The organism is Mesorhizobium sp. WSM4817 (genome assembly GCF_055811135.1).
On sequence record NZ_JBVVQQ010000005.1, the window covers coordinates 184,950 to 208,801 of the forward strand.

Below are 23,852 nucleotides of genomic sequence, written 5' to 3' on the forward strand. Positions count from 1 at the left end.
TCTGCTTTTGCGTTGCCGGCGAAGCCATGGCGAATTAACACCAGACCATGGCGAATTAGCACATTTGAATCAATAAAATGCCCGGGAGAGCTGCCGTGACCGCCAAATGGGATTTCTGGATCGACCGCGGCGGCACCTTCACCGATGTCATCGGCCGGGACCCGCAAGGCGGGCTGCACCCGCGCAAGCTGCTATCCGAAAATCCCGAAGCCTATGCCGACGCCGCCATCCAGGGCATTCGCGATCTGCTCGGGCTAAAATCCGGCGCGCCGATCCCATCCGGCCTGATCGGCGACATCAAGATGGGCACCACCGTTGCCACCAACGCGCTTCTGGAGCGCAAGGGCGACCGTGTGCTGCTGCTCATCACCAGGGGATTTCGCGACGCGCTGAGGATCGCTTATCAGGCGCGGCCCGATATCTTCGCCAAGCAGATCATCCTTCCCGAACAGCTCAACGAGCGCGTCATCGAGGTCGATGAGCGCGTGCGCGCCGACGGCCGCGTCGAAAGGCTGCTCGACATCGCCGCCATGCGCCCGGCCATCGAACAAGCCAGGGCCGACGGCATCGACGCGGTGGCGATCGTGTTCATGCATGCCTGGAAATATCCCGACCACGAAAAGGCGGTTGCAAAAGTCTGCAGGAAACTGGGGTTTTCGCAGGTCTCGGTCAGTCATGAGGTCTCGCCGCTCATCAAGCTGGTCGGCCGCGGCGACACGACCGTGGTCGACGCCTATCTGTCGCCGATTCTGGCAAGGTATGTGCAGAAGGTGGCGCAAGAGCTGGGCGTCCTCTCCCCCCTCGAGGGGGAGATGTCGGCGAAGCCGACAGAGGGGGTCATCTCAGAAGGCACCGCCAGAGCGTCGAACCCAGTCGAGCCGACCCCACCCGGCGGCTTCGCCGCCACCCTCCCCTCAAGGGGGAGGGAATCCCCTCGCCTGATGTTCATGATGTCATCCGGCGGCCTTACCGCCGCCGATATGTTCCAGGGCAAGGACGCGTTGCTGTCCGGTCCGGCCGGCGGCGTCGTCGGCATGGTCGAGACAGCAAAGCTCGCCGGTTTCGACAAGGTCATCGGCTTCGACATGGGCGGCACCTCAACCGACGTCGCTCATTATGACGGCGACTATGAGCGCGCCTTCGACACCGAGGTTGCCGGCGTGCGCATCCGCGCGCCGATGATGCGCATTCACACCGTCGCCGCCGGCGGCGGCTCCATCCTGCACTACGAGGCCGGCCGTTTTCGCGCCGGGCCGGATTCGGCCGGCGCCAATCCCGGCCCGGCCGCATACCGGCGCGGCGGCCCGCTGGCCGTCACCGACGCCAATGTCATGCTGGGCAAGCTGCAGCCCGACTTCTTCCCGGCCATTTTTGGACCCGGCCAGGACGAGCCGCTCGATGTGCAAACCGTGCGCGAGAAATTCGCCGCACTCGCCGCCGAAATCGGCGACGGCCGCACGCCGGAGGCGGTCGCCGAAGGGTTCGTCACCATCGCCGTCGAAAACATGGCCAACGCCATCAAGAAGATTTCCGTGCAGCGCGGCTACGACGTCACCGAGTATCTCCTGAACTGTTTTGGCGGCGCCGGCGGCCAGCACGCCTGCCTCGTTGCCGACGCACTCGGCATGGAGGCGGTGCTGATCCATCCCTTCTCCGGCCTGCTGTCGGCCTATGGCATTGGATTGTCCTCGATTTTTTCGTCGCGCCAGCAGGCGCTGCTGAAACCGCTGGCGGAAGTGTCCAGGCCGGCAATCGACGAGCTCATCGCGACGCTGCGCAAAGCCGTCATCGACGAACTTGCCGCGCAAGGCATTGCCGAGAACGCCGTCGCCTCGAAACCGGTGCTGCAGATCCGCTACGACGGCACCGACACCGCGCTGCCGGTGAATTTCGAGCACGGTTCGATCGCACGCGCCAAGGCGGATTTCGAATCAGCGCACAAGGCGCAGTTCGGCTTCGTCTATGACGACAAGGCGATGATCGTGGAATCGGTCGGCGTCGAAGGTATCGACAGCGGCGCCGCCGGCCGCGAGGAAAGTGATTCAATCCTTGAGGACATCGCCTCAAACCCTTCGGAAAATCGGCAAATCTTCATCGACGGCACCTGGCGAGACGCCGGCATTTTCCGCCGCGAGGCGCTCAAACCGGGGCACAAGCTAGGCGGCCCGGCCCTGGTCATCGAACCGAACCAGACCATCGTCGTCGAGCCGGGCTGGCAGGCCGAAATCACCGCCAGGAACCACGTGCTCCTGCGTCGCATCGAGAAAAAGCGCCGGCTGGCGGCGCTCGGCACCGAGGCCGATCCGGTCATGCTGGAGGTGTTCAACAACCTGTTCATGTCGATCGCCGAACAGATGGGCGTGACGCTGCAAAACACCGCCTATTCGGTCAACATCAAGGAACGGCTGGATTTCTCCTGTGCCGTCTTCGACCGCAATGGCGCGCTGGTCGCCAATGCGCCGCACATGCCGGTGCATCTCGGCTCCATGGACCGTTCGGTGGAAACCATCATCCGGCTCAACTCCGGCGACATTCACCCCGGCGACGTCTTTGCACTGAATGCGCCTTATAATGGCGGCACACATCTGCCCGACATCACCGTGGTGACGCCGGTCTTTGAGGATGGGCGCCCAATCTCCCCCCATGTGGGGGAGATGTCGGCGAAGCCGACAGAGGGGGGCGCTGTCCCGCCAACGCCTCCAATTGGCGAGCCGGCATACCGCGAAGCTGAGCGCTCGACGTTGCCCCCCTCTGCCCTGCCGGGCATCTCCCCCACAAGGGGGGAGATCGGCCAATCGCCAAAGATCCTCTTCTACGTCGCCTCGCGCGGCCATCATGCCGACATTGGCGGCACGGCGCCCGGCTCGATGACGCCGCTCGCCACCACCGTCGACGAGGAAGGCGTGCTGTTCGACAATTTCCGCATCGTCGATCGCGGCCGGTTCCGCGAGAAGGAGCTGGAGACACTGCTCACCGACCACCCCTACCCGGCGCGCAATCCGCACCAGAACATCGCCGACCTCAAGGCGCAGATTGCCGCCAATGAAAAGGGCGTTGCCGAGTTGCGCGAGATGGTCGCGCATTTCGGCCTTGGCGTGGTCGAGGCCTATATGGGCCATGTCCAGGACAATGCCGCCGAAAGCGTGCGCCGCGTGCTGGAGCGGCTGCCCGACAGCTCCGTATACGAGTATCCGACCGACACCGGCCAAATCATCAAGGTGAAGATATCGGTCGACCGGCAAAAGCGCGAGGCAACCGTCGACTTCACCGGCACATCGCCGGTCATGAAGAACAACTTCAACGCCCCCGAGCCGGTCGCCCGCGCAGCCGTGCTCTATGCCTTCCGCGTCATGGTCGAGGACATGATCCCGATGAATGCCGGGTGTCTGAGACCGATCAACATCATCATTCCCGAAGGTTGCATGCTGAAGCCGACCTACCCGGCCGCGGTCGTCGCCGGCAATGTCGAGACCTCGCAGCATGTCACCAATGCGCTGTTCGGCGCCATGGGCGCCATGGCCAATGCGCAAGGCACGATGAACAACCTCACCTTCGGCAACAAGCAGTACCAGTATTACGAGACGATCTGCTCCGGCTCGCCGGCAGGCCGGATGAACAACGGCCGCAGCTTTGCCGGCACCTCCGGCGTCCACACCCACATGACCAATTCGCGCCTGACCGACCCGGAAGTGCTGGAGTTGCGGTTCCCCGTCCTGCTCGAGGATTTCCACATCCGCGAAGGTTCCGGCGGCAAAGGCAAATGGAGTGCCGGCGACGGCACCGAGCGCACCATCCGTTTCCTCGAAAAGATGGAATGCGCGATCCTGTCTTCACATCGCAACCGCCCGCCGCAAGGCCTGGACGGCGGCGGCGATGGCGAGGTCGGCTCGACCAAGGTTCGCCGCAAGGATGGCAGCATCGAAGTCCTGAAGGCTTGCGACCAGACGGTGCTCGAGGCCGGTGAAGCCGTCATCGTGACGACGCCGACGCCGGGCGGATTTGGCAACGCCTGAACTCGCCTCAACAGACTGTCACCGGCCTGTCATCCACCTGCGCTACCCGCTTGCGCCAGAGCAAACGGGGAATCGCCTTGTCATGACGGATGTTTCCGGAGAACTGGTTTTTCGCCGCGGCAAGCAAGTTGGCAAGGCCGTCTACCAGAACCGCCCGCTGTCTAAGGCCGGCCTCTCCGAGCGGCTCTTCGCCTTGCTGTTTTCCGGCCTCGTCTATCCGCAGATCTGGGAAGACCCCGACGTCGACATGGAGGCGATGCAGCTTGGCCAGGGCCACCGCGTCGTCACCATCGCGTCGGGCGGCTGTAACATCCTTGCCTATCTCACCCGGTCACCCGAAAGGGTCGACGCCGTCGATCTCAACGCCGCCCATATCGCGCTGAACCGCATGAAGCTCGAAGCGGTGCGCCATCTGCCGTCGCAGGGCGACCTGTTCCGTTTCTTCGGCGCTGCCGAGACCCGTCACAATTCGCAGGCCTACGACCGTTTCATCGCGCCGCATCTCGACCCGGTCAGCCGCGATTACTGGGAACATCGCAACTGGCGCCGGCGTCGCCGCATCGCCGTCTTCGACCGCAATTTCTACCAGACCGGCCTGCTCGGCCTGTTCATCGCCATGGGCCACCGCACCGCCAAATTCTTCGGCGTCGATCCGGCCGGCATCATGGAAGCCAAAAGCATGGCCGACCAGCGCCGCTTCTTCGACGAGGAACTGGCGCCGGTCTTCGAAAAACCGCTGCTGAAATGGGCAACATCGCGAAAAGCCTCGCTGTTCGGCCTCGGCATTCCGCCGGCGCAGTACGATTCGCTGATCACCTCGGGCGACGGCACCATGGCCAGCGTGCTGAAGGCCCGGCTGGAAAAGCTCGCCTGCGATTTTCCGCTGGAGAACAACTATTTCGCCTGGCAGGCTTTTGCCCGCCGCTATCCCAATCCCGGCGAGGCGGCGCTGCCTGCCTATCTCGAAAAACGCAACTACCAAGCGATCCGCAACAATGTCGACCGCGTCGCCGTCCACCATGCCAATCTGATCGAGTTCCTTGCCGGCAAGGATGCCGGTTCGGTCGACCGCTTCGTCCTGCTCGACGCGCAGGACTGGATGACCGACGACCAGCTCAATGCGCTGTGGGCCGAGATCACCCGTACCGCGTCGACCGACGCTCGCGTCATCTTCCGCACTGCGGCCGAACCCAGCCTGTTGCCCGGCCGGGTCTCGAAGTCGCTGCTCGACGAGTGGAGCTATGCGGACGAGGCCTCGCGCGAATTCTCGGCCCGCGACCGTTCGGCCATCTATGGCGGCTTCCACCTCTATGTGAAGCAAGCCGCATGAGCGCGACCGATCTGCCGGCCAGGCGCGGCGAACAGCCGGCCGGGCACGGCGAACTGATGGACGACGTCTACCGCTGGCAGCGCCACGTCTACAACCTGACCCGCAAATATTACCTGCTCGGCCGCGACCGGTTGATATCAGGGCTGGATGTGCCGTCCGGCGGCACCGTGCTCGAGCTTGGCTGCGGCACCGGCCGCAACATCGTCCTCGCCGCCCGCCTTTATCCCGACGCCCGCTTCTTCGGTCTCGATATTTCAGCCGAAATGCTGGAAACGGCCACTGCTGCCATTGCCCGCGAAGGTCTTTCCGGCCGCGTCAAGCTGGCGCGCGGCGACGCCACCGATTTCGACGCGAAGGCGCTATTTTCCATCGAAAGCTTCGACCGCATTTTTGTCTCCTATTCGCTGTCGATGATCCCCGGCTGGGAGAAGACGATTTCCGCGGCACTTGCAGCCCTGTCACCCGGCGGTTCGCTGCACGTCGTCGATTTCGGCCAGCAGGAGGCCCTGCCCCGCTGGATCCGCGCGCTGCTGCGCGGCTGGCTGAGAAAATTCCACGTCGAGCCGCGTGAGGCCCTGCGGGACGTCCTGGAATCGGAATCTGCAAGACGCGGCGCAACCCTTCGGTTTAGAACGCTTTACCGCGATTACACTTGGCTGGCCGTGATCAAGATCGCCAGCTAGTTCCGCAGCCCAGAGGATTTGCTCTTTGACTGAGCCCTGTGGAGGGTCGCTGCCGACCGGCCTGCAACCGCCAATCTCCAACGTCTGCGATTAGCCATAAGCCCCCGCGCCTTCGTCATCCTAGGTCAAGCAAGGAGCGAAGCGACACGGCGCAGAACCTGGGATCCATTCCGTGACATCAGCCGAAGAATGCAGCGGCTCAGAACGAAAACAGCAGTGATCCGTCGCGCCCCCTCTGTCCTGCCGGACATCTCCCCCACTTGGGGGGAGATCAGATGTCGCGTCCGGCTTCGCCAATCTTCAACGTTTGAAAGAAGGGTGAGGCGCGCGAGCTGCCAACCTCCCTCCTTGTGGGGGAGATGTCCGGCAGGACAGAGGGGGGCGCCTCGCTCCGCGATCGAAGGTTCTGCACCGCAGAAGCGCTCCAAGGTCACGGAATCCCAAGATCGGTCGCGTCGCTTCGCTCCTCGCCAGACGGGCGGGCGCGTGTTGATCGTGGAAGGCCTTTGGCGACAGCTGCATAGACCCTGCGGCGAGCGATCGCCGCATTCCTCTAATGCAGCGCCTTCACCAGTGCTGCCAGCATGATCTGCGGCCGGTAGCCGAGCTTGGCCGGCGTCAGGCCGAGCCGCACCACCACAAGCTGCGCCGAGGGGATTATGGCGACCGTCTGCCCGTCATGGCCTTCCATCCAATAGCTATCCCTTGGCAGGCCCGCAGCGATGCCGGCGCCGGGGCTCTCCTCGTCGCCCGGACCCTCGATCCACACCTGGCCCCTGCCGTAGACTTTCGAGGCGGTTGCGGCTTCCCGCATCCAGGCGACGAAGCCCGCAGGCAGGACCTCCTGGCCGTTCCAGACACCATCCTGCAGCAGGAACTGGCCGAAGCGCGCCCAGTCGAGGGCGGTGGCGTAGAGATAGGACGAGCCGACGAAGGTGCCGTGCTCGTCGGTCTCCAGCACCGCGCTCTGCATGCCGAGCGGGTCGAACAGCGCAATCCTTGGCCACGCCAGCGCCTTGTCCTTGTCGCCGACCGCATCCTGCCAAAGCCGCGACAGCATCGCTGCCGTGCCGCTTGAATAGGAAAATACCTTGCCCACCTCGCCGGTCAGCGGCTTGGATCCGGCAAAGCCCGCCATATCAGGCTCGAGGTAGAGCATCCGCGTCACGTCGGTGACGTCGCCATAATCCTCGTTGAACTCCAGCCCGCTCGACATCGCCATCATGTCGGCGAGGCTGATGGCGGCGCGGCCGTCCGCTTTCCAGGGCCCGAACAGGCCCTGGTTCGTCATCACCATCTTGCCGTCCTTCACCAGCGTGCCGACGATCGCGGCATTGACCGTCTTGGTCATCGACCAGCCAAGCAGCGGCGTCTTTTGGGTAAAGCCTGCGCCATAACGCTCGGCGACGATGCGGCCGTTCTTGACCACCACCACCGCCCGCATACCGGCGCCGGTCATTGCAGGATCGTCGAGGATTTTCGCGATCTCGGGGTTTTGCGATGCGTCGACCTTGTCGCCCTCCGGCCAGAGCGCGTCGAGCGGCGGCGGCGGTGTCAGCGCCGGCCCGGCGACTGCTTTGGCCCGGGCGATGTCGCCGCCCGGAACCGCGGTGCAGCCAAGCCCGTCTCGAACGACGGCGACGCTCTTGCCGAACACGCCGAACAGCCCGGCCGAAACCGTGCCCTGTTCCTTGTCGACGGACATCCTCATCAGCCGCAGCAGTGGATGGCCCGGCGCCTGCACGTCGACTGCGAGCACCTCATCGGCATCGCGTCCGGCGATGAAGACATTCGAGCAGACGATCTTGGCCGTATAACCCGAGCCGACTCGGATCAGTTCCGGCGGCGCGATGTAAAGCCAGGCGGCGAGTGCTGCGACCGCCAATACGGCCAGCCCGAGCAGCCACTTCACCAGCCTCAGAGCAATCTGCATTTTCCGATTCCCCCGGAAGCTCATCTATGCCATCGATTTGCCGTCATTGCTTCGGCAAAATCGCGGTTCTGGTCGAGCGCTGTCAACGGAATATCAACCATGATCAGCGATACACCAGGGATAGGAGAGCGGTCCTGTGGGGCGATCGCTTGGGGGCACGGTCGAGGGACCACCTGCAGCAACAACCCATCAGCGGCCGGCTGAAACCGGTTCAGGAGTAGCGATGCGCCGTTTCGCGGCTTTCATCTTGCTGACGCTGCTGGGCGCCTGCTCGACCGTCGACGATCTTGCGCCTCCCTCATCGGGCGCGCCGAGCGTTGCGGTGCGCGCACCCCGTTTTGACGACTCCGACCCGCATGAGTGGGACAGCGGCGCGCCGTGGAGCTATGCCGTCCATGGCACCGACGTCTCCAAATACCAGACCTCGGTCGATTGGCCGGCGGCCAGGGCAAGCGGCATTTCCTTCGTTTTCGTCAAGGCGACGGAAGGTGGCGATCGCTTCGACGCGTATTTCAACGAGCATTGGAGCCGCACGAAAGCCGCCGGAATTCCGCGCGCCGCCTATCATTTCTACTATTTCTGCACACCGGCCGCGACGCAGGCGCGCTGGTTCATCCAGAACGTGCCCAGAGACCGCTCGGCAATGCCGCCGGTTCTCGACATGGAATGGAACCCGCAATCGCCGACCTGCAAGCTGCGCCCCAATGCGGCCACGGTGCGCAGCGAGATGAGCACTTTCCTCGAAATCGTCGAAAAGCACTATGGCAAGAAGCCGATCATCTACACCTCGATCGATTTCTTCGACGACAACGGCCTGTCGGCCTTCCGCGGCTATCCCTACTGGCTGCGTTCGGTGGCCGGCCATCCGCGCAAAAGATACGGCAGCCACCCGTTCACCTTCTGGCAGTACACCGGAACCGGTATTGTGCCGGGCATCTCAGGGAAGGCCGATATCAACGTGTTCAACGGCTCGGAAGCCACCTGGAACAAATGGCTGCGGCAGAACACCCGTTGACAGCGGGCCTGCAGCCTGCTTTTCGACACAGCCAATGAAGGACGCCTGCAACCGCCGGTAATCTTCTCGGGAGGATGGCGATGCGATTGCGCTTGGAAATTCTCGCGGCGCTGTTTCTGGCCGCCACGTCGCCGGCGGTGGCACAGCAATGCGGCGGCGATTTCCAGGCCTGGAAGCAGGGCGTTGTGGCCGAGGCGAAGAACGCCGGCGTCGGCACTGCCGGACTTGAGGCGCTGGAAACCGCCGCTCTCGATGGAAAGGTGCTGGCGCGAGATCGCGCCCAAGGCGTCTTTACCCAGACCTTCATCGAGTTTTCGAACCGCATGATATCGGCCTATCGGCTGAAGCAGGGCGCGGTCGTCTTAAAGGAATATGCCGACGTGTTTGCCCGCGCCGATCGCGAATTCGGCGTTCAGGCCCCGGTCATTGCCGCCTTCTGGGCGCTGGAAACCGATTTCGGCGCCGTGCAGGGCGATTTCCAAACGCTGAACGCGTTGGTCACGCTCTCTCACGACTGTCGTCGCCCGCAGCTCTTCCGGCCCCAGATCGTGCCATTGTTGACGCTGATCGATCGCGGCGTGGTCCCGGCCGACGTCACCGGCGCCTGGGCGGGCGAAATCGGCCAGACGCAGATGCTGCCTTCCGACTATCTCGGCCGAGGCGTCGACGGCGACGGCGACGAAGTGATCGACCTGCGCGGCAGCGCGCCTGATGTGATCATGACCACGGCCAACAAGATCACGTCGCGCGGCTGGAAACGAGACCAGCCCTGGATCGAGGAAGTCCGCGTGCCGGACGACTTGCCATGGGACCAGACCGGCCGCACCAACAAGCTGCCGCTGGCGCAATGGGCTCAGTGGGGTGTCACCAACCCGAACAGCACGCCGCTTGTCGACAACGGCCTGAAGGCAGGCCTCGCACTGCCTATGGGCCGCAAGGGGCCAGCCTTCCTGGTCTACGACAATTTCGACGTCTACCTCGAATGGAACCAGTCCTTCACCTATGCGCTGACCGCGGCAAATCTCGCCGCGCGGCTGGCGGGTGCGCCGCAATTCGACCCGCGCAATCCCGAACCCGGCCTCAACGGCGACCAGATGAGGGCATTGCAGACAAAGCTCGAGGCCAGAGGCTATGACGTGGGAACGGTCGACGGCATCCTGGGCACCAACACCCGCGAAGCGATCCGCAAGGAGCAGATGCGGCTAGGCCTGCCGGTCGACGGCTGGCCGACACCAGAGCTTTTGGCGAAGCTGTAGCAGGTTAGTGAATAGTAATGAGTAGTGAATGGTGAATGGTGAATGGTGGTGAGTGGAATTAGGTACTCACTACTGACTACTGACTACTGACTACTGGCTACTGGCTACTGACTTATTCACTATTCACTATTCACTATTCACTATTCACTATTCACTATTCACTATTCACTATTCACTATTCACTATTCACTAATCCGTCATCGCCTGGCAAGCAGGAAGTCGATAAACACACGCAAGGCCGGCGGAACCTGCCGGGAGCTTGTATGATATAGGTAAAAGCCCGGAAATCTCGGCGACCAGGCTTCGAGAAAACGGATGAGCTTGCCGGTTTCGATCCACGGCCGAACCTGGTAATCCAGCATGTAAGCCACGCCGATCCCATCCAGGGCCGCCCTGATCATCAGTTCCGTGTCGTTGACCGTCAGACCGCCGTTCACGGCTATTTCCAAAGCGTGTTGGCCTCGCGCGAACTCCCATCGATAGACGTTGCCGCCACCGGGCCACTGGAAATTGATGCATTGGTGATGGTGCAGGTCGGCGGGATGACGGGGCATGGGGTGATCCTCGAGATAGCTGGGCGCCGCCACTGCGGCCATCTCCAGCTCCCCGCTGAGTTTCACCGCCACCATGTCCTTATGCAGCCGCTCACCAAGCCTGATTCCGGCATCGAATCGTCCCTCGACAATATCGGTCAGCATGTCGTCGACGATGATGGTGAGGGCAATATCGGGATAGGCGTGGCGGAAATCGCCGAGGATGGGCACGATGAAACGCATGGCGGCGATGCGTGGAACATTGATACGCAGCGAGCCTGCCGGTCGATCGCGTGATGCATGCGCGTCGGCGACAGCCCCTTCGAGTTCGCTGAATGCCGGAGCGAGGCGGGCAAACAGCGTTTCGCCTGCAGCGGTCGGCGACACGCTGCGGGTCGTGCGGTTGAGCAGCCGGACACCGACACGCTCCTCCAGCCCGCGTATCGTCTGGCTAAGCGCCGGCGGCGAAATTCTGAGCCTGGCCGCGGCGCGGACAAAGCTGCCTTCCTCGACGATCGTCGCGAACGCCCTCAGCTCGGAAAACTCGGTCCCTCGCATTATGTACCCCAGACTTAACAAGCCTGTTCGATCATAGGCTATTATCTGATCAATAGCATGCCCCTAACGTCCACATGGAACGCCGCCGCTCGATTTGGAACGGCCGTAGCCAGACGAGAAAGGGACAGCTATGTATCATTCGCTTGAAGGCAAAATCGCGCTCGTGACCGGCAGTTCGCGCGGCATCGGCCGCGCCATCGCCGAGGGGCTCGCGGCAAACGGCGCGGCCGTGGTCGTCAATTATGTCGGCAACGAGAAAGCCGTCCAGGAAGCCGTTGCCGCCATCCGCGAGAATGGCGGCAAGGCCGTCGCCATTCGGGCCGATATCTCCATTGTTTCCGACATTCGCCGGCTGTTCGATGAAACCGAGAAGCAGATGGGCGCGATTGATATCGTCGTCGCCAATGTCGGCGTCGCCGTCATAAAGCCGTTGGTCGAGGCCACCGAAGCCGACTTCGACCACGTCTTCGGCGCCAATGCCAAAGGCACCTTCTTCACGCTTCAGGAAGCGGCGCGGCGCGTGCGCGACGGTGGCCGTATCATCGCGGTTTCCACCGGTGGAACCAAGATGTTCTTCACCCAGACCGCCCTTTATCTCGGCAGCAAAGGAGCCGTCGAGCAGTTCGTCCGCGTCCTCTCGCGCGAACTCGGACCGCGCTCCGTCACCGTGAATGCGCTTTCGCCAGGCTTTACCGACACCGACCTGCTCCCGCAGCGGGATCGCGCGATCGCCGCCGGGATGTCGCCCTTCGGCAGGATCGGAGCGCCGCGCGATGTTGCCGATGTCGCGGTTTTCCTCGCCTCCGACGAGGCCCGTTGCCTGACCGGCGAGAACATCCAGGCCGGCGGCGGCGTTGCTTAGTGGGTAGTGAATAGTGAATGGTAGTGGCAGTGGAATTAGGCAGTCACCGCTGATTAATGACTATTGACTACTGACTACGCACCATTCACCATTCACCATTCACCATTCACCATTCACCATTCACCATTCACCATTCACTAATCCGCCATCGTCTCCAGGCTAGCAAACCCCTGTGGCGCATCGCCCTCATCGAACGGCGTCGTCACCTCGACAAACGTGTCGGGATAGAAGCCGTTGAACCGTGTCCTCAGCGACAGCGAATAGGCGCCGATATGGCCGATCTCGATCCAATCGCCGGTATCGACCGTTTCCGGCAGCCAGAACGGCCGCGACAGGATGTCGACGGAATCGCAGGTCGCCCCGCAGACCTTGAACGGCACGATGGTCTTCTCCTCGCCATTGCGCGAGCGGATCGCCGGGTCTGGAATGAAGCGCGCCGGCAGCGTGATCTTGCCGGTCCATGAATCCGACAGCGACGCCCAGATGCCGTCATTGATGTAGAGCCGCTTGCCCTTGCGCAGCAGCACGCGCACGATCAGCGACAGGCAGCGCGCCACGATCACCCGGCCCGGCTCCGCCACCAGCGGCATCTGGTCGAACTGGTATTCCTTGAGATCGCCCGACAGCCGCGACATGATCTGGCCGAGCGACGGCATCTCGATCTGCTTGCGGTTGGGATCATGGCCGTATTCGGCGGGAAAACCGCCACCGACGTCGAGGCCGGCGATGTCGAAGCTGACGCGGTTGCGCACCCAGTCGGCCGAGGCCAGCGCGCGCTCATAGGTGTCGGGATCCTCGATCTGGCTGCCGACATGAAAGCACAAGCCGACCTTGTAGCCCGTCCTGTTCAGCCGTTCGGCCAGTTCGACCGCATTGGCCGGTCCGGCGCCGAACTTCTTCGACAGTTCGTAGGCGGCCGATCCTTTCGTCTGGATGCGCACGAACACGGTGATCGCACCCGGATCGATGTCGAGCGCCCGCACCACGCGGGTCAGCTTGGTGATCTCGTCCTCGTGGTCGAGCGAGATGACCCGGATGCCATATTTCTCCAGCGCCAGCTTGATGTCCGACTGTGCCTTGACCGGATGCATGTAGAGCATCTCGGCGTCCGGCGAGACCGCGCGCACGGCGGCGAATTCGCCGGGCGAGGCCACGTCGAAAGCGCCGACGCCGGCCTCGACCAGCGCCTTCAGCACGATCTGCTCGCCGTTGGTCTTGACCGCATAGGCGGTCTTGCCGGGAAACATGCCCATGAACTGCCTGGCGTCCGCCTTCAGCACCTGCGGGCGGAAGCAATAGATCGGATCGTCCGGGCGAAGCGCCAGCGCCGCTTCGCGCGCATTTTCGAATTGCTGCATGGACGAATCCCTTGGGTTAGACTGCGCACAATTAATCCAACCTATGCGGGAATGAAAACAATTCTGTGTCTCGCACCCCTGACGCTGCGGCGCTACGGCAGATGATGCAATGCTAGTCCACTGATCTGGTTTCGGGTGGCCCTTGCCATCGAACAGAATATGGCCTGAACAGACGCCTGATTGACTTGGCATTCAGAACCATCCGGGAGGATTCTCCATGGCGATCACAACCACGACGGCAATGCGCGGCCCCATGGTCTTGAAAGACTGGGCGCAGCTTCTGCTGCTCGGTGCGATCTGGGGTGGCTCGTTCTTCTTTGCCCGCATTGCGGTTGCCGAGATTCCGCCGCTGGTGCTGGTGCTGTTTCGCGTCGCCATCGCGGCGCTGGCGCTGCATCTCTATCTCGGCCTGCGCGGTCCGTCCTTCCGCATCGCCTTGCCGCATGCCGGCCTGTTCTTTCTGCTGGCGCTCGTCAACAACGTCATACCGTTCTCGCTGATCTTCGCCGGCCAGACCGAGCTTGGCGCCGGTGTCGCCTCGGTGCTCAATTCGACGACGCCGTTCTGGACGTTGATCCTCGCCAACGCGCTGACATCAGACGAAAAGCTCTCCTGGAACAAGCTTGCCGGGATCGCGCTCGGCATCGTCGGCACTGCGGTGATGATCGGTCCCGGCCTGCTTGCCGGGCTGGGCGGTCCGGTCTGGGCGAAATTTGCGCTGGTCGGCGCCTCGCTGTCCTATGCGGTGGCCCTGATGATCGCCCGCCGCTTCAAGGGTGTGCCGTCACCGGTCATCGCCACTGGACAATTGACCGCTTCGACCATCATCATGATCCCGATCGTGCTGCTTGGCCACGGCACTGCCAACCTGTTTTCGGCCTCGCCGCCGGTCTGGGCGGCGGTGTTGGCGCTGGCCCTGCTGTCCACCGCCTTCGCCTACATCCTCTATTTCAACCTCGTCGCCTCGGCCGGCGCCACCAACGCCTCGCTGGTCACGCTCATCGTGCCGGCCAGCGCGATCCTGCTCGGCTTTCTGTTCCTGGGCGAACGGCTCGAATTGTTCGAGCTCGGCGGCATGGCGCTGATCGCGATCGGCCTCGTCACCATCGACGGCCGCCTGTTCGGCCGACGCTGATGCATGTCGCCCAAAAGCACGCCCTCGGGCTTGAACCGAGGGTGCGTAGCGGTTTGCGATAACGACATGCATGACCAACAAGCTGAAGCGGGTCGCTTCCCAGGCCTGACACGATTGAGGGTCCAATCGGACGCCCAAACGACGCTCCAACTCAACTTGTCGAATCTTCGTACCGACGCGAAAATCGATTCCGACTTTCAGCGGCGGTAGCGCTGCCATACCCATTCTTGCCCCAGCTCCGTCACATTTTGTACACAGGGCCGAAGCGGGATTTTGCCGAAGAGTTTCAATGCCTAACGGCAAATGGCCTGTCGCAAATTCCACATTGTCGTCGCATTGCAGCATAGTTTCCGCTTGCCTGTGGCAGAAATGCCCCTAGACTCTGGCCATAGCTCTTTAAGAGGAGGCTATGACATGGGGCTTACCAGGCCAATCAACGCATTGATGATTTGTGCTGCATTTGCATTCATCGGGGCGCTGATTATGGGCTTTCTTCCGTAGACCCGCCAAGCAACGGAAGCAGCACAAAATAGTCCAAGTCATTGAAAAGGCCGGGTTTTTTACCCGGCCTTTTTGCATCCCGGATTTGACGGGGAGTTACGCCGCGGCGGACCCTGCGGCTTCAGCCTCGTGCGAGCGGATGCCGATCATGTGGCAGATGGCGAAGACCAGATCGGCGCGGTTCATGGTGTAGAAATGAAAATCGCCGACGCCGCGCTCGACAAGGTCCAGCACCTGCTCGGCCGCCACCGCGGCCGCCACCAGCGCATGTGTCTGCGGGTCCGTCTGCAGCCCGTCGAAGCGCTCGGCCATCCACGCCGGCACCAGCGCGCCGCAGCGCGCCGAGAAATTGGCGACCTGGGTAAAATTGTGGACTGGCAATATGCCCGGCACGATCGGTATGTAGATGCCGGCCCGCCGCGCCCGCTCGACATAGCGCTCGTAGAGGTCGTTGTCGAAGAAGAACTGGGTGATCGCTCGCGTCGCGCCATTGTCGACCTTGCGCTTCAGCATATCGATGTCAGTGGCGAAATCCGGGCTCTCCGGATGCTTTTCCGGATAGGCCGAGACCGAGATGTCGAAATCGCCGACACCTTTCAGCGCCCCCACCAGTTCGGCGCCATTGGCATAGCCGTCCGGATGCGGACGATAGGCGGCGCCGACGCCCTCGGCCGGATCGCCGCGCAGGGCGACGAAGCGGGTGACACCCATGTCGGCGAATTCCTGGATGACTTCATCGACCTCGTGACGCGCCGCATCGACGCACGTCATGTGCGCCGCCGGCGTCAGCGTCGTTTCGTTGAGGATGCGCTTGACCGTGCGCGCCGTGCGCTCGCGGGTCGAGCCGCCGGCGCCATAGGTGACGGAGACGAATTTCGGCTTGAGCGGCTGCAGCCGGGTAACTGTGTCCCACAGCCTTGCTTCCATCTCGTCGCTCTTCGGCGGGAAGAACTCGAACGAAACCCTAATCTTGTCGCCAATGTCGGGGCGGCGGGAAAGGCGGAACTGGTTCATCAGGCGGTTTCCCCTATCGGAAAGGCATTGGCCGGTTGTGCATGGTTGGAAGGATCGGCGATCAGCATGCGCTGGTCACGGCCGAGCCACAGTTTTACGGTGAGCCGGGGTTCATTGCCGGCGCGCGGCTCGAATTCCTGGCTCTCTTCGAGGTCGAGCCCGGCCTCGGAAAACCACTCGGTGATCTGCCGGTCGGCAAAGCCGAGCCGCACATGCGCGTGGGCGTCGCGCAGGAATTCCAGCGAATGCGGAGCGAAATCCACGATCACCAGCCGGCCTGCCGGACGCAGCAGCCTTGCTGCCTCGCGGATGGCGCGGGCGGGATCGTCGAGATAGTGCAGCACCTGGTGGATGGTGACGAGATCGAAGGCGTCGCGCTCGACCGGCGGCGCAAAAATGTCGCCCTGGCGCACCTGCGCATTCGAAATGCCGGCCTTGTCGAGATTGGCGCGCGCCACCGTCAGCATCTCGCGCGACATGTCGATGCCGATGCCGCGCCGGTAGAGCGGCGAAAAGATCTCGAGCAGCCGCCCGGTCCCAGTGCCAAGGTCGAGCATCGACTGGAACGGCCGCTTGCCGACGAGCTTGACCAGCGCTGCCTCCACGGCGCGGTCCGGCACATGCAGCGAGCGGATGTGATCCCAGCTTGCGGCATTTGCGGAGAAATATTCGGCGGCGCGATCCTGCCGCTTGCGCTTGACCGCCGCCAACCGCTCGAGGTCACGCTCGACCTGCGGATCGGCACCCCGGATACCGGAGACCAGCCTGAGCACGAAGTCCCGCGCCGCATCCGAATCCGACAGCCGGAAGAAGGCCCAGGAGCCCTCCTGATAGCGGCCGATCAGCCCCGCCTCCAGTAAAAGCTTCAGGTGGCGCGAGACGCGCGGCTGCGACTGGCCGAGGATTTCGGTGAGATCGGAAACGGTGAGGTCGCCGCGCGACAGCAACGCCAGGATGCGCAATCGGCTGGATTCGGCCGCCGCCTTCAATGTATCTACCATGGTGTCGAGCGCGACATGCATGCGAGCATTCTCTTTGAAAAGATATAAACATATGTTTATGTCGATTTTGACAGGCTTGCAAGCGCTATGTCGCTCCCGGACAAGAAAATGGCGCATGCGTGGCGGATCGCGCACAGCCGGAAGCAGGATCGGGGCAAAAACCATGTTCGAAACGCGCAGCGGCGAAAAGCTTCTGGAAACTGATCCCGCCGATATGCCGCCGGATGGCCATGTCGTCTTCATCGGTCGCATCGCCTCGCCCTGGACCTCGCGGGAAACTTGCCCCAAGAACATGAAAGCCGCGCGGGAAACGGGCAAGCCGGCAGTTCTCACCATCGACCTGCCCTATCGCGAGGGCCTGCTCGGGCTTGAACGCGCCAGCCACGTCATCATCCTGTCCTGGCTGCACCACGCACCGCGGACCCTGATTGTTCAGAAACCCCGCCATGCGGCTGAACCGAAGGGCGTTTTTTCGCTGCGCTCCCCGGCCCGGCCGAACCCGGTCGGGTTGCATATCGCCAGGCTCGTCGCCCTCGACATCGAAACGGGCCGTATCGATCTCGATGCCATCGACCTGCTCGACGGCACGCCGGTGATCGACATCAAGCCTTATTTCGCTTCGACCGATGCCTTTGCCGACGCGACAATTGCCGGACGGGACGAGCGCGGACAGGTCGGGCCCGGACAGGTCGGGCGATGAACGCGCCGACCGGTCGCCGCCGCGCCATCGCTAAGGCGCTGACAGCGCTTTTGCCGCTGGCGCCCTATGCCGACATGGAGAAGATCCGCGCCGACGCTGGCGCGGTGCATATGAAGAGCTTGCCGCCGAGCATTGCCGTATGGCTGGCGACAATAGCCCATATCCGTCATGTGCACACCGACTACGAGAAACTGCTGGCCGAAGGCTACGATCGCGACTCGGCGCGTTTCTTCGTCATGGAACAGACCAACAGGGTGCTGACCCGTTGGCGCGCCACCCGTCTGCTCCAGGATGAGGACGAGGAATAACCAGATCCCCCAATGGCTCATCCGCAACCCCGGCCTGTGTCTTGTGCCAACCGCCGCAGCGCTCTATCGCGTTCGACGAAGACGACCTGACGGAGGACGTGATGAGCAACTTGATCGATCCGCACGCCAAACCACTGCCCTCGCTCTCCGCCCATCATATAGACCCGCACTCCTACCCCGATGGTGTTGCCTTCCTGGACGGGCAGTATCTGCCGATGTCGCAAGCCAAGATCTCGGTGCTGGATTGGGGCTTCCTGCATTCCGACGCCACCTACGACACGGTGCATGTCTGGGACGGTCGTTTCTTCCGCCTCGACCTGCATCTCGATCGCTTCTTCGGCGGGCTGGAAAAGCTGCGCATGACGATCCCGTTCGACCGCGATGGAGTCGCCGAAATCCTCCACAATTGCGTGGCGCCGTCGGGTCATCGCGACGCTTATGTCGAGATGCTGTGCACGCGCGGCGCCTCGCCGACCTTCAGCCGCGACCCGCGCGACGCGATCAACCGCTTCATGGCGTTCGCCGTTCCCTTCGGCTCGGTCGCCAATGCCGAGCAATTGCAGCGCGGCCTGCATGTGGCGATCAGCGACAAAGTGCGTATCCCACCAGCCTCGATCGACCCGACAATCAAGAACTACCACTGGCTCGACCTTGTGCGAGGCCTCTACGACGCCTATGACCGCGGCGCCGAGACCGCACTGCTCCTCGATTTCAACGGCAATGTCGCGGAAGGCCCCGGCTCCAACGTCTTTTGCGTGGACGACGGCAAACTATCGACGCCGGCTGTCGGCGTGCTGCCAGGCATCACCCGCCGCACCGTCTTCGATCTCTGCGCGGAGGCAGGGCTTGCCGTTGCCGCGGCCGATGTCAGCGTCGCTGCGCTGCGTCAGTCCGATGAGGTCTTCATCACCTCGACCGCCGGCGGCATCATGCCGGTAACGGTGATCGACGGTGTTCCGGTCGCGGACCGCAAGGTCGGTGCGATTACCAGGCGCCTCATGGCGATCTATTGGCAAAAGCACCGAGATCCGACCTGGTGCAGCCCGGTGCACTATTCCTGACCATCCCTGGCCTCAGGCCCGGTAAATCCACTGCTCGGGCACACGCACCGAAATCTCCTCGCCGGCCGTGATGCGTCCTGGTTTTTCCACCCAGGCGACAAGGCCGCGCAACCGTTTTGCCGCTTTCGGGAACAACAGCGCGCCGGCTTCACGGTCGGCCATTCCGGCATTTTCCGCAACCGATCGCCCGGCGATGCGGCAAGGTCCGTTCTGCGCATCGACCTTGACGGTGACGCCGCCTTTGAAGAACAGCAGCGTGCCGGACGGCAGCATCGAGAGATGCGGCAGGCCTTCGATCAACAGATTGGCGCCGATCCACTCCGGCTTGATCTCGGCGATGGCCATCCGCCCTGCCACGATCGCCAGCTCGTCCGCGGCCACGATCGACAGCTGCCGCTCGTTGCGCATCTCGGTGCCGCGTGGATACCAGGGCTCGCGCCCGCCGGAGCGCCGCGTCGCGCCGGCGTGGAAATCGCCGTCGATGCCGTCGAAGCCAAGCCGCAATTCATCCACCGCGCGTGTCTCGAAATGATCCGATGGCGCGACGTAAAGCGCGGCCACCCGCGCGACAAGTTTCCGCGCCGGGATGATTTCGACCGGGTTTACCGTCTCGGGGAAGAGGTCCAGCATAGGCTTCGCTCCGTGCGTGATGCCAAGCAATTAGCCGCAGTGAGTTCATCAGGTCCAGCCTAAAACACTGATGCTCCAGTCAAGCAGGCTGATGCGATTACACCGGCGCCTTCCAATGCCGGTGCCGTTCGCGCCAATCAGAGCATGCGCAACAGCGCCCCGCCGATCGAATAGCCGGCGCCGAAGGCGCAGAGCAGGCCATAGTCGCCGGCGTTCATGTCGGCGTGGTTTTCCGACAAGGCGACGACGGCACCGGCGCCGGCGGTGTTGCCGAGGCGCTCCAGCACCATCGGCGCGCGGTCATGGTCGACCTCGTGGCCGAACGACAGCTTCAGGATCATGGCGTTCATACGTGCATTGGCCTGATGCAGCCAGAAGCGCCGGATCGCTTGCGGCGTCAGCCCATGCTCGGCCAGGAACTCGACGATGAATTTGTGCCCGGCGACGGTGACTTCCTTGAACACCTTGTTGCCGACCTGATTGATCAGGTTGCCTTCCAGGTTGATCATATACGGATCGTCCTGGGCGGTGCGCGTGTAATAGCCGAGATTGGTGCGGATGTTGTTGGACATCTGCGTCCAGGTCCGGGTGTCGAGCACCTCGAAACGTCCCGGCCGCTTGTCGCCCTGGGCAAGCCCCTCGACGACCATCGAGACCGAAGCATCGCCGAAGATGAAATGCGTCTGCCGGTCGCGGAAGTTGAGATGGCCGGTGATGATTTCGGGCGTCGTCACCAGCACGCGCCTGTGTGCGCCCGCCCGCACCAGATTGACCGCGATATGCAACGCCGCCGCCGCCGACGAACAGCCAAGGCCCATGTCGAAGCCGGCGCCCCTCGTGCCCATCGCCTGCTGCATCTCGATGGCGATCGCCGGATAGGGCCGCTGGTGATGCGAGGCCGAGCAGATCACCAGGTCGATATCAGGTGGCTCCAGGCCGGCATGGTCGAGCGCTTTCCTGGCCGATGCGATGCCGAACTCGGCTTCCAGCGACAGTGCGTCGTCCGGCCGCGCCGGAATGCGCGGCGCCATGCGGGTCGGGTCGAGAATGCCTTCCCGCTCGATCACATGGCGCGTCTGCACGCCCGAAGCATGGACGATGAAGGCGCTGTCCGACTTCTGCAGCAGCGTCTCGCACGAAGCCTGGCGGCGGACATTCTCCATCTCGACCCAGGCATTGAAGCTGTCGACCAATTCCTCATTGGTGATCGAAGGCTCGGGGATTTCAACGCCGATGCCGCTGATGATGACGCGATGCATTTTCAGTTCGTCCCCATGCGCAGGCGCTACGGCTTGATGTGGGCGCCGCGAGAGTTCGGCGCAACATTATTCGCATCAAGCTAGTTTAAGCCGGCTTAAATCAAGGGCCTGAGGCACAAGACCACAACCTTGCGTGGCTGAAATACGCGTTGTGGCGAATCAAGCGCAGCCAGGCAGTGCGTCTCGGTGTCGCCAATCGTTTCTAGGCAGCGCGCCGCGCGACGATGAAAAGGCGCGGGAAACGCAGCAGCACCTTGCCGTTCGCCGTCTTCGGATAGGCTTCGGTTATCCCAGCGGTGTAGCGCGTGAGAAAAAACCGTCGCTCGTTCTCGTCGAGCGGATCGAGGAACGGCTTCAGCCCCGTCGACTTCAGCCACTCGACGATTGCCCCGGCATCGGCCAGCGGATGATTGTAGGCGGTGTGCCAGATGTCGAGCCGGTCGGAGAACGGCGACAAAAGATCGTAGTAGAACGACACTAGCGGCAGCGGCCCGCGCGCAGCACACTCGAGCTTTTCGGCAAACGGCATTTCGGCCGCCGTCTCGCGCATCAGCCGGTGCGAGGGCTCGCCCATATTGTCGGGCATCTGCACGGCAAGCGCGCCGCCGGGCGCCAAAAATCCCATCAGCCGCTGGAAGATCGCCGGATGCTCGGGCAGCCACTGGAACACCGCATTGGCGAAGATCACGTCGACCGGCTCTTCGGGCTGCCACGCTGCCGCATCCGCCAGTTCGAAGGCCACATCCGGCAGACGCGCCCTCGCCTTCTCGATCATGTCAGCCGAGGTGTCCAAACCGCTGACCTGCGCGCCCGGCCAGCGCTCAACCAGCAATTCGGTCGAGTTGCCCGGCCCGCAGCCGATATCGACCACCCGGCGTGGCGCCGGCACCGGCACCTGCGCGACGAGATCGCGCGCCGGACGCGTGCGCTCGTCCTCAAATTTGAGATATTGGGCGGCGGACCAGTCTGCCATTTCAGTTCCTCAGATCATTTGAGAATTCGCCGCCCTAAAAACCCCTAGCGCGTCAACCTCTTGTACGTCATGCGGTGCGGGTTGACGGCATCGGGGCCGAGCCGGCGGATCTTGTCCTGCTCGTAATCCTCGAAATTGCCCTCGAACCACTCGACATGGCTGTCGCCTTCGAACGCAAGGATGTGCGTCGCCAGCCGGTCGAGGAACATGCGGTCGTGCGAGATGATGACGGCGCAGCCGGCGAAGTTTTCCAGCGCGTCTTCGAGCGCCGCCAGCGTTTCGGTATCGAGATCGTTGGTCGGTTCGTCGAGCAGCAGCACATTGCCGCCGGTCTTCAGCATCTTGGCCAGGTGGACACGGTTGCGCTGGCCGCCGGACAGATTGCCGACCTTCTGCTGCTGATCGCCGCCGCGGAAATTGAACGACGCGCAATAGGCGCGGGTGTTGGCCTCGAACTTGCCGAGCTTGACCACTTCGGCGCCGCCCGAGATTTCTTCCCAGACGGTCTTGGTCGGGTCGAGCGCATCGCGGCTCTGGTCGACGTAACCGAGCTTGACCGTCTCGCCGACGCGGATCGTGCCGGCATCCGGCTTTTCCTGGCCGGTGATCATGCGGAACAGCGTCGTCTTGCCGGCGCCGTTCGGGCCGATGACGCCGACGATGCCGCCGGGCGGCAACTTGAATTCGAGGTCGTCGATCAGCAGCGTGTCGCCAAAGCCCTTCGACAGGTCCTCGACCTCGATCACCACATTGCCGAGCCGCTCGCCATGCGGAATGACGATCTGGGTGTCGCTCGGACGCCGCTTGTCGGCCGCATCCAGCAGATCCTGGAACGCCTGGATGCGCGCTTTCGACTTGGTCTGCCGTGCCTTCGGGCTGGACTGGATCCACTCGCGCTCGCGGCCGATCGCCCGCTGGCGCGCATCGTCCTCGCGGCCCTCCTGCTTGAGCCGCTTGGCCTTGGCTTCGAGATATTTGGTGTAGTTGCCCTCATAGGGAATGCCGCGGCCGCGGTCGAGCTCGAGGATCCAGCCGGTGACATTGTCGAGGAAGTAGCGATCGTGGGTGATGATCATCACCGCGCCCGGGTAGGCGCGCAGATGCTTTTCCAGCCACGCCGTCGTCTCGGCGTCGAGATGGTTGGTCGGCTCGTCGAGCAGCAGAAGGTCGGGCTGACGCAGCAGCAGTTGGCACAGTGCCACGCGGCGGCGCTCGCCGCCCGACAGCTTGGTGACGTCGGCTTCCTTGGGCGGGCAGCCCAGCGCTTCCATCGCCATCTCGACCTGCTGTTCGAGATCCCACAGGTTGAGCCGGTCCATCTCGTCCTGGAGCTTGGCCGACTCGTCGGCCGTCTCGTCGGAATAGTTCATCATCAATTCGTTGTAGCGTTCGATGATCGCGGTCTTGGCGGCGACGCCTTCCATGACGTTCTCGAACACGGTCTTGCTCGCATCGAGCGCCGGCTCCTGCGCCAGGTAACCGACGGTGGCGCCTTCGGCCAGCCACGCCTCGCCGCTCCACTCCTTGTCGATGCCGGCCATGATCTTGAGGATGGTCGACTTGCCGGCGCCGTTCGGCCCGAGGATGCCGATCTTGGCGTCCGGGTAGAAGGAGAGGTGGATATTCTCGAGCACCTTCTTGGTGCCGTAGGCCTTGTTGAGGCCGGCCATGTGATAGATGAACTGGCGTGCCACGCGCGCTTTCCCTGAAAAGTCGACTGGAATGTCGG

General features: G+C 63.1%; 19 protein-coding genes. 10 read left to right on the top strand and 9 right to left on the bottom strand.

What is annotated here, in order from left to right; genetic code table 11:
- Positions 1-95 precede the first annotated feature (95 nt).
- The 3 genes from AC0L2K_RS09670 to AC0L2K_RS09680 all read left to right on the top strand — a co-directional run bounded on the left by AC0L2K_RS09670 (position 96) and on the right by AC0L2K_RS09680 (position 6,026).
- Positions 96-4,013 (top strand): hydantoinase B/oxoprolinase family protein, encoded by a 3,918-nt coding sequence (locus AC0L2K_RS09670; RefSeq protein ID WP_473531216.1) that lies wholly within the window; start codon positions 96-98, stop codon positions 4,011-4,013.
- An 82-nt stretch (positions 4,014-4,095) separates the two neighbouring features.
- Positions 4,096-5,343, top strand: coding sequence for a BtaA family protein (locus tag AC0L2K_RS09675; protein ID WP_473531217.1), 1,248 nt, complete (start codon positions 4,096-4,098; stop codon positions 5,341-5,343).
- A complete protein-coding gene (locus AC0L2K_RS09680) occupies positions 5,340-6,026 on the top strand; it encodes a class I SAM-dependent methyltransferase (RefSeq protein WP_128167183.1) in 687 nt (228 codons plus the stop codon). The genes AC0L2K_RS09675 and AC0L2K_RS09680 overlap by 4 nt, the downstream gene beginning before the upstream one ends.
- Before the next feature lie 553 nt (positions 6,027-6,579).
- Here the strand turns inward: AC0L2K_RS09680 and AC0L2K_RS09685 are convergent.
- Positions 6,580-7,959 (bottom strand): serine hydrolase domain-containing protein, encoded by a 1,380-nt coding sequence (locus tag AC0L2K_RS09685; RefSeq protein WP_128167185.1) that lies wholly within the window; start codon positions 7,957-7,959, stop codon positions 6,580-6,582.
- A 223-nt stretch (positions 7,960-8,182) separates the two neighbouring features.
- Between AC0L2K_RS09685 and AC0L2K_RS09690 the strand changes: the two genes are divergently transcribed.
- On the top strand, positions 8,183-8,974 hold the full coding sequence (locus tag AC0L2K_RS09690; RefSeq protein ID WP_023798718.1) for a glycoside hydrolase family 25 protein: 792 nt from the start codon (positions 8,183-8,185) through the stop codon (positions 8,972-8,974).
- An 80-nt stretch (positions 8,975-9,054) separates the two neighbouring features.
- Positions 9,055-10,230 (top strand): lytic murein transglycosylase, encoded by a 1,176-nt coding sequence (locus AC0L2K_RS09695; protein WP_023798717.1) that lies wholly within the window; start codon positions 9,055-9,057, stop codon positions 10,228-10,230.
- 197 nt (positions 10,231-10,427) lie between these two features.
- Here the strand turns inward: AC0L2K_RS09695 and AC0L2K_RS09700 are convergent, their stop codons facing one another.
- A complete protein-coding gene (locus AC0L2K_RS09700; protein WP_128174206.1) occupies positions 10,428-11,321 on the bottom strand; it encodes a LysR family transcriptional regulator in 894 nt (297 codons plus the stop codon).
- A 130-nt stretch (positions 11,322-11,451) separates the two neighbouring features.
- On the opposite strand from AC0L2K_RS09700, the gene AC0L2K_RS09705 reads away from it, so the two are divergent.
- Complete coding sequence (locus AC0L2K_RS09705) at positions 11,452-12,183, top strand: SDR family oxidoreductase (RefSeq protein WP_473531218.1); 732 nt, start codon at positions 11,452-11,454, stop codon at positions 12,181-12,183.
- A 137-nt stretch (positions 12,184-12,320) separates the two neighbouring features.
- On the opposite strand, the gene AC0L2K_RS09710 is transcribed toward AC0L2K_RS09705, so the two are convergent.
- On the bottom strand, positions 12,321-13,541 hold the full coding sequence (locus AC0L2K_RS09710; protein WP_027153812.1) for an alanine racemase: 1,221 nt from the start codon (positions 13,539-13,541) through the stop codon (positions 12,321-12,323).
- A gap of 217 nt (positions 13,542-13,758) precedes the next feature.
- On the opposite strand from AC0L2K_RS09710, the gene AC0L2K_RS09715 reads away from it, so the two are divergent.
- Positions 13,759-14,676 carry a DMT family transporter gene (locus AC0L2K_RS09715; RefSeq protein WP_128167191.1) on the top strand — a complete coding sequence of 306 codons (918 nt, stop codon included), beginning with the start codon at positions 13,759-13,761 and terminating at the stop codon, positions 14,674-14,676.
- A gap of 597 nt (positions 14,677-15,273) precedes the next feature.
- Here AC0L2K_RS09715 and metF read toward each other — a convergent pair.
- Positions 15,274-16,191, bottom strand: coding sequence for a methylenetetrahydrofolate reductase [NAD(P)H] (metF, locus tag AC0L2K_RS09720; RefSeq protein ID WP_128167192.1), 918 nt, complete (start codon positions 16,189-16,191; stop codon positions 15,274-15,276).
- Positions 16,191-17,213: an ArsR/SmtB family transcription factor gene (locus AC0L2K_RS09725; protein WP_128167193.1), complete on the bottom strand. Its 1,023-nt coding sequence runs from the start codon at positions 17,211-17,213 to the stop codon at positions 16,191-16,193. Before AC0L2K_RS09725 ends, metF begins: the two co-directional genes overlap by 1 nt.
- Positions 17,214-17,355: 142 nt before the next feature.
- Here AC0L2K_RS09725 and tsaA point away from each other — a divergent pair, with 142 nt between their 5' ends.
- The 3 genes from tsaA to AC0L2K_RS09740 all read left to right on the top strand — a co-directional run bounded on the left by tsaA (position 17,356) and on the right by AC0L2K_RS09740 (position 19,261).
- Entirely contained in the window at positions 17,356-17,892 is a 537-nt protein-coding gene (gene tsaA, locus AC0L2K_RS09730; RefSeq protein WP_287228206.1) for a tRNA (N6-threonylcarbamoyladenosine(37)-N6)-methyltransferase TrmO, read from the top strand.
- On the top strand, positions 17,889-18,200 hold the full coding sequence (locus AC0L2K_RS09735; protein ID WP_128167195.1) for a DUF2293 domain-containing protein: 312 nt from the start codon (positions 17,889-17,891) through the stop codon (positions 18,198-18,200). The genes tsaA and AC0L2K_RS09735 overlap by 4 nt, the downstream gene beginning before the upstream one ends.
- Positions 18,201-18,301: 101 nt before the next feature.
- Positions 18,302-19,261: an aminotransferase class IV gene (locus AC0L2K_RS09740; RefSeq protein WP_473531219.1), complete on the top strand. Its 960-nt coding sequence runs from the start codon at positions 18,302-18,304 to the stop codon at positions 19,259-19,261.
- A 12-nt stretch (positions 19,262-19,273) separates the two neighbouring features.
- Here the strand turns inward: AC0L2K_RS09740 and AC0L2K_RS09745 are convergent, their stop codons facing one another.
- The 4 genes from AC0L2K_RS09745 to ettA all read right to left on the bottom strand — a co-directional run bounded on the left by AC0L2K_RS09745 (position 19,274) and on the right by ettA (position 23,817).
- A complete protein-coding gene (locus AC0L2K_RS09745; RefSeq protein WP_091594098.1) occupies positions 19,274-19,891 on the bottom strand; it encodes an MOSC domain-containing protein in 618 nt (205 codons plus the stop codon).
- 137 nt (positions 19,892-20,028) lie between these two features.
- On the bottom strand, positions 20,029-21,150 hold the full coding sequence (locus AC0L2K_RS09750) for a beta-ketoacyl-ACP synthase III (protein WP_473531220.1): 1,122 nt from the start codon (positions 21,148-21,150) through the stop codon (positions 20,029-20,031).
- A gap of 202 nt (positions 21,151-21,352) precedes the next feature.
- Complete coding sequence (gene tam, locus AC0L2K_RS09755) at positions 21,353-22,123, bottom strand: trans-aconitate 2-methyltransferase (RefSeq protein WP_473531221.1); 771 nt, start codon at positions 22,121-22,123, stop codon at positions 21,353-21,355.
- A 44-nt stretch (positions 22,124-22,167) separates the two neighbouring features.
- On the bottom strand, positions 22,168-23,817 hold the full coding sequence (gene ettA / locus AC0L2K_RS09760; protein ID WP_027153822.1) for an energy-dependent translational throttle protein EttA: 1,650 nt from the start codon (positions 23,815-23,817) through the stop codon (positions 22,168-22,170).
- Positions 23,818-23,852 lie beyond the last annotated feature (35 nt).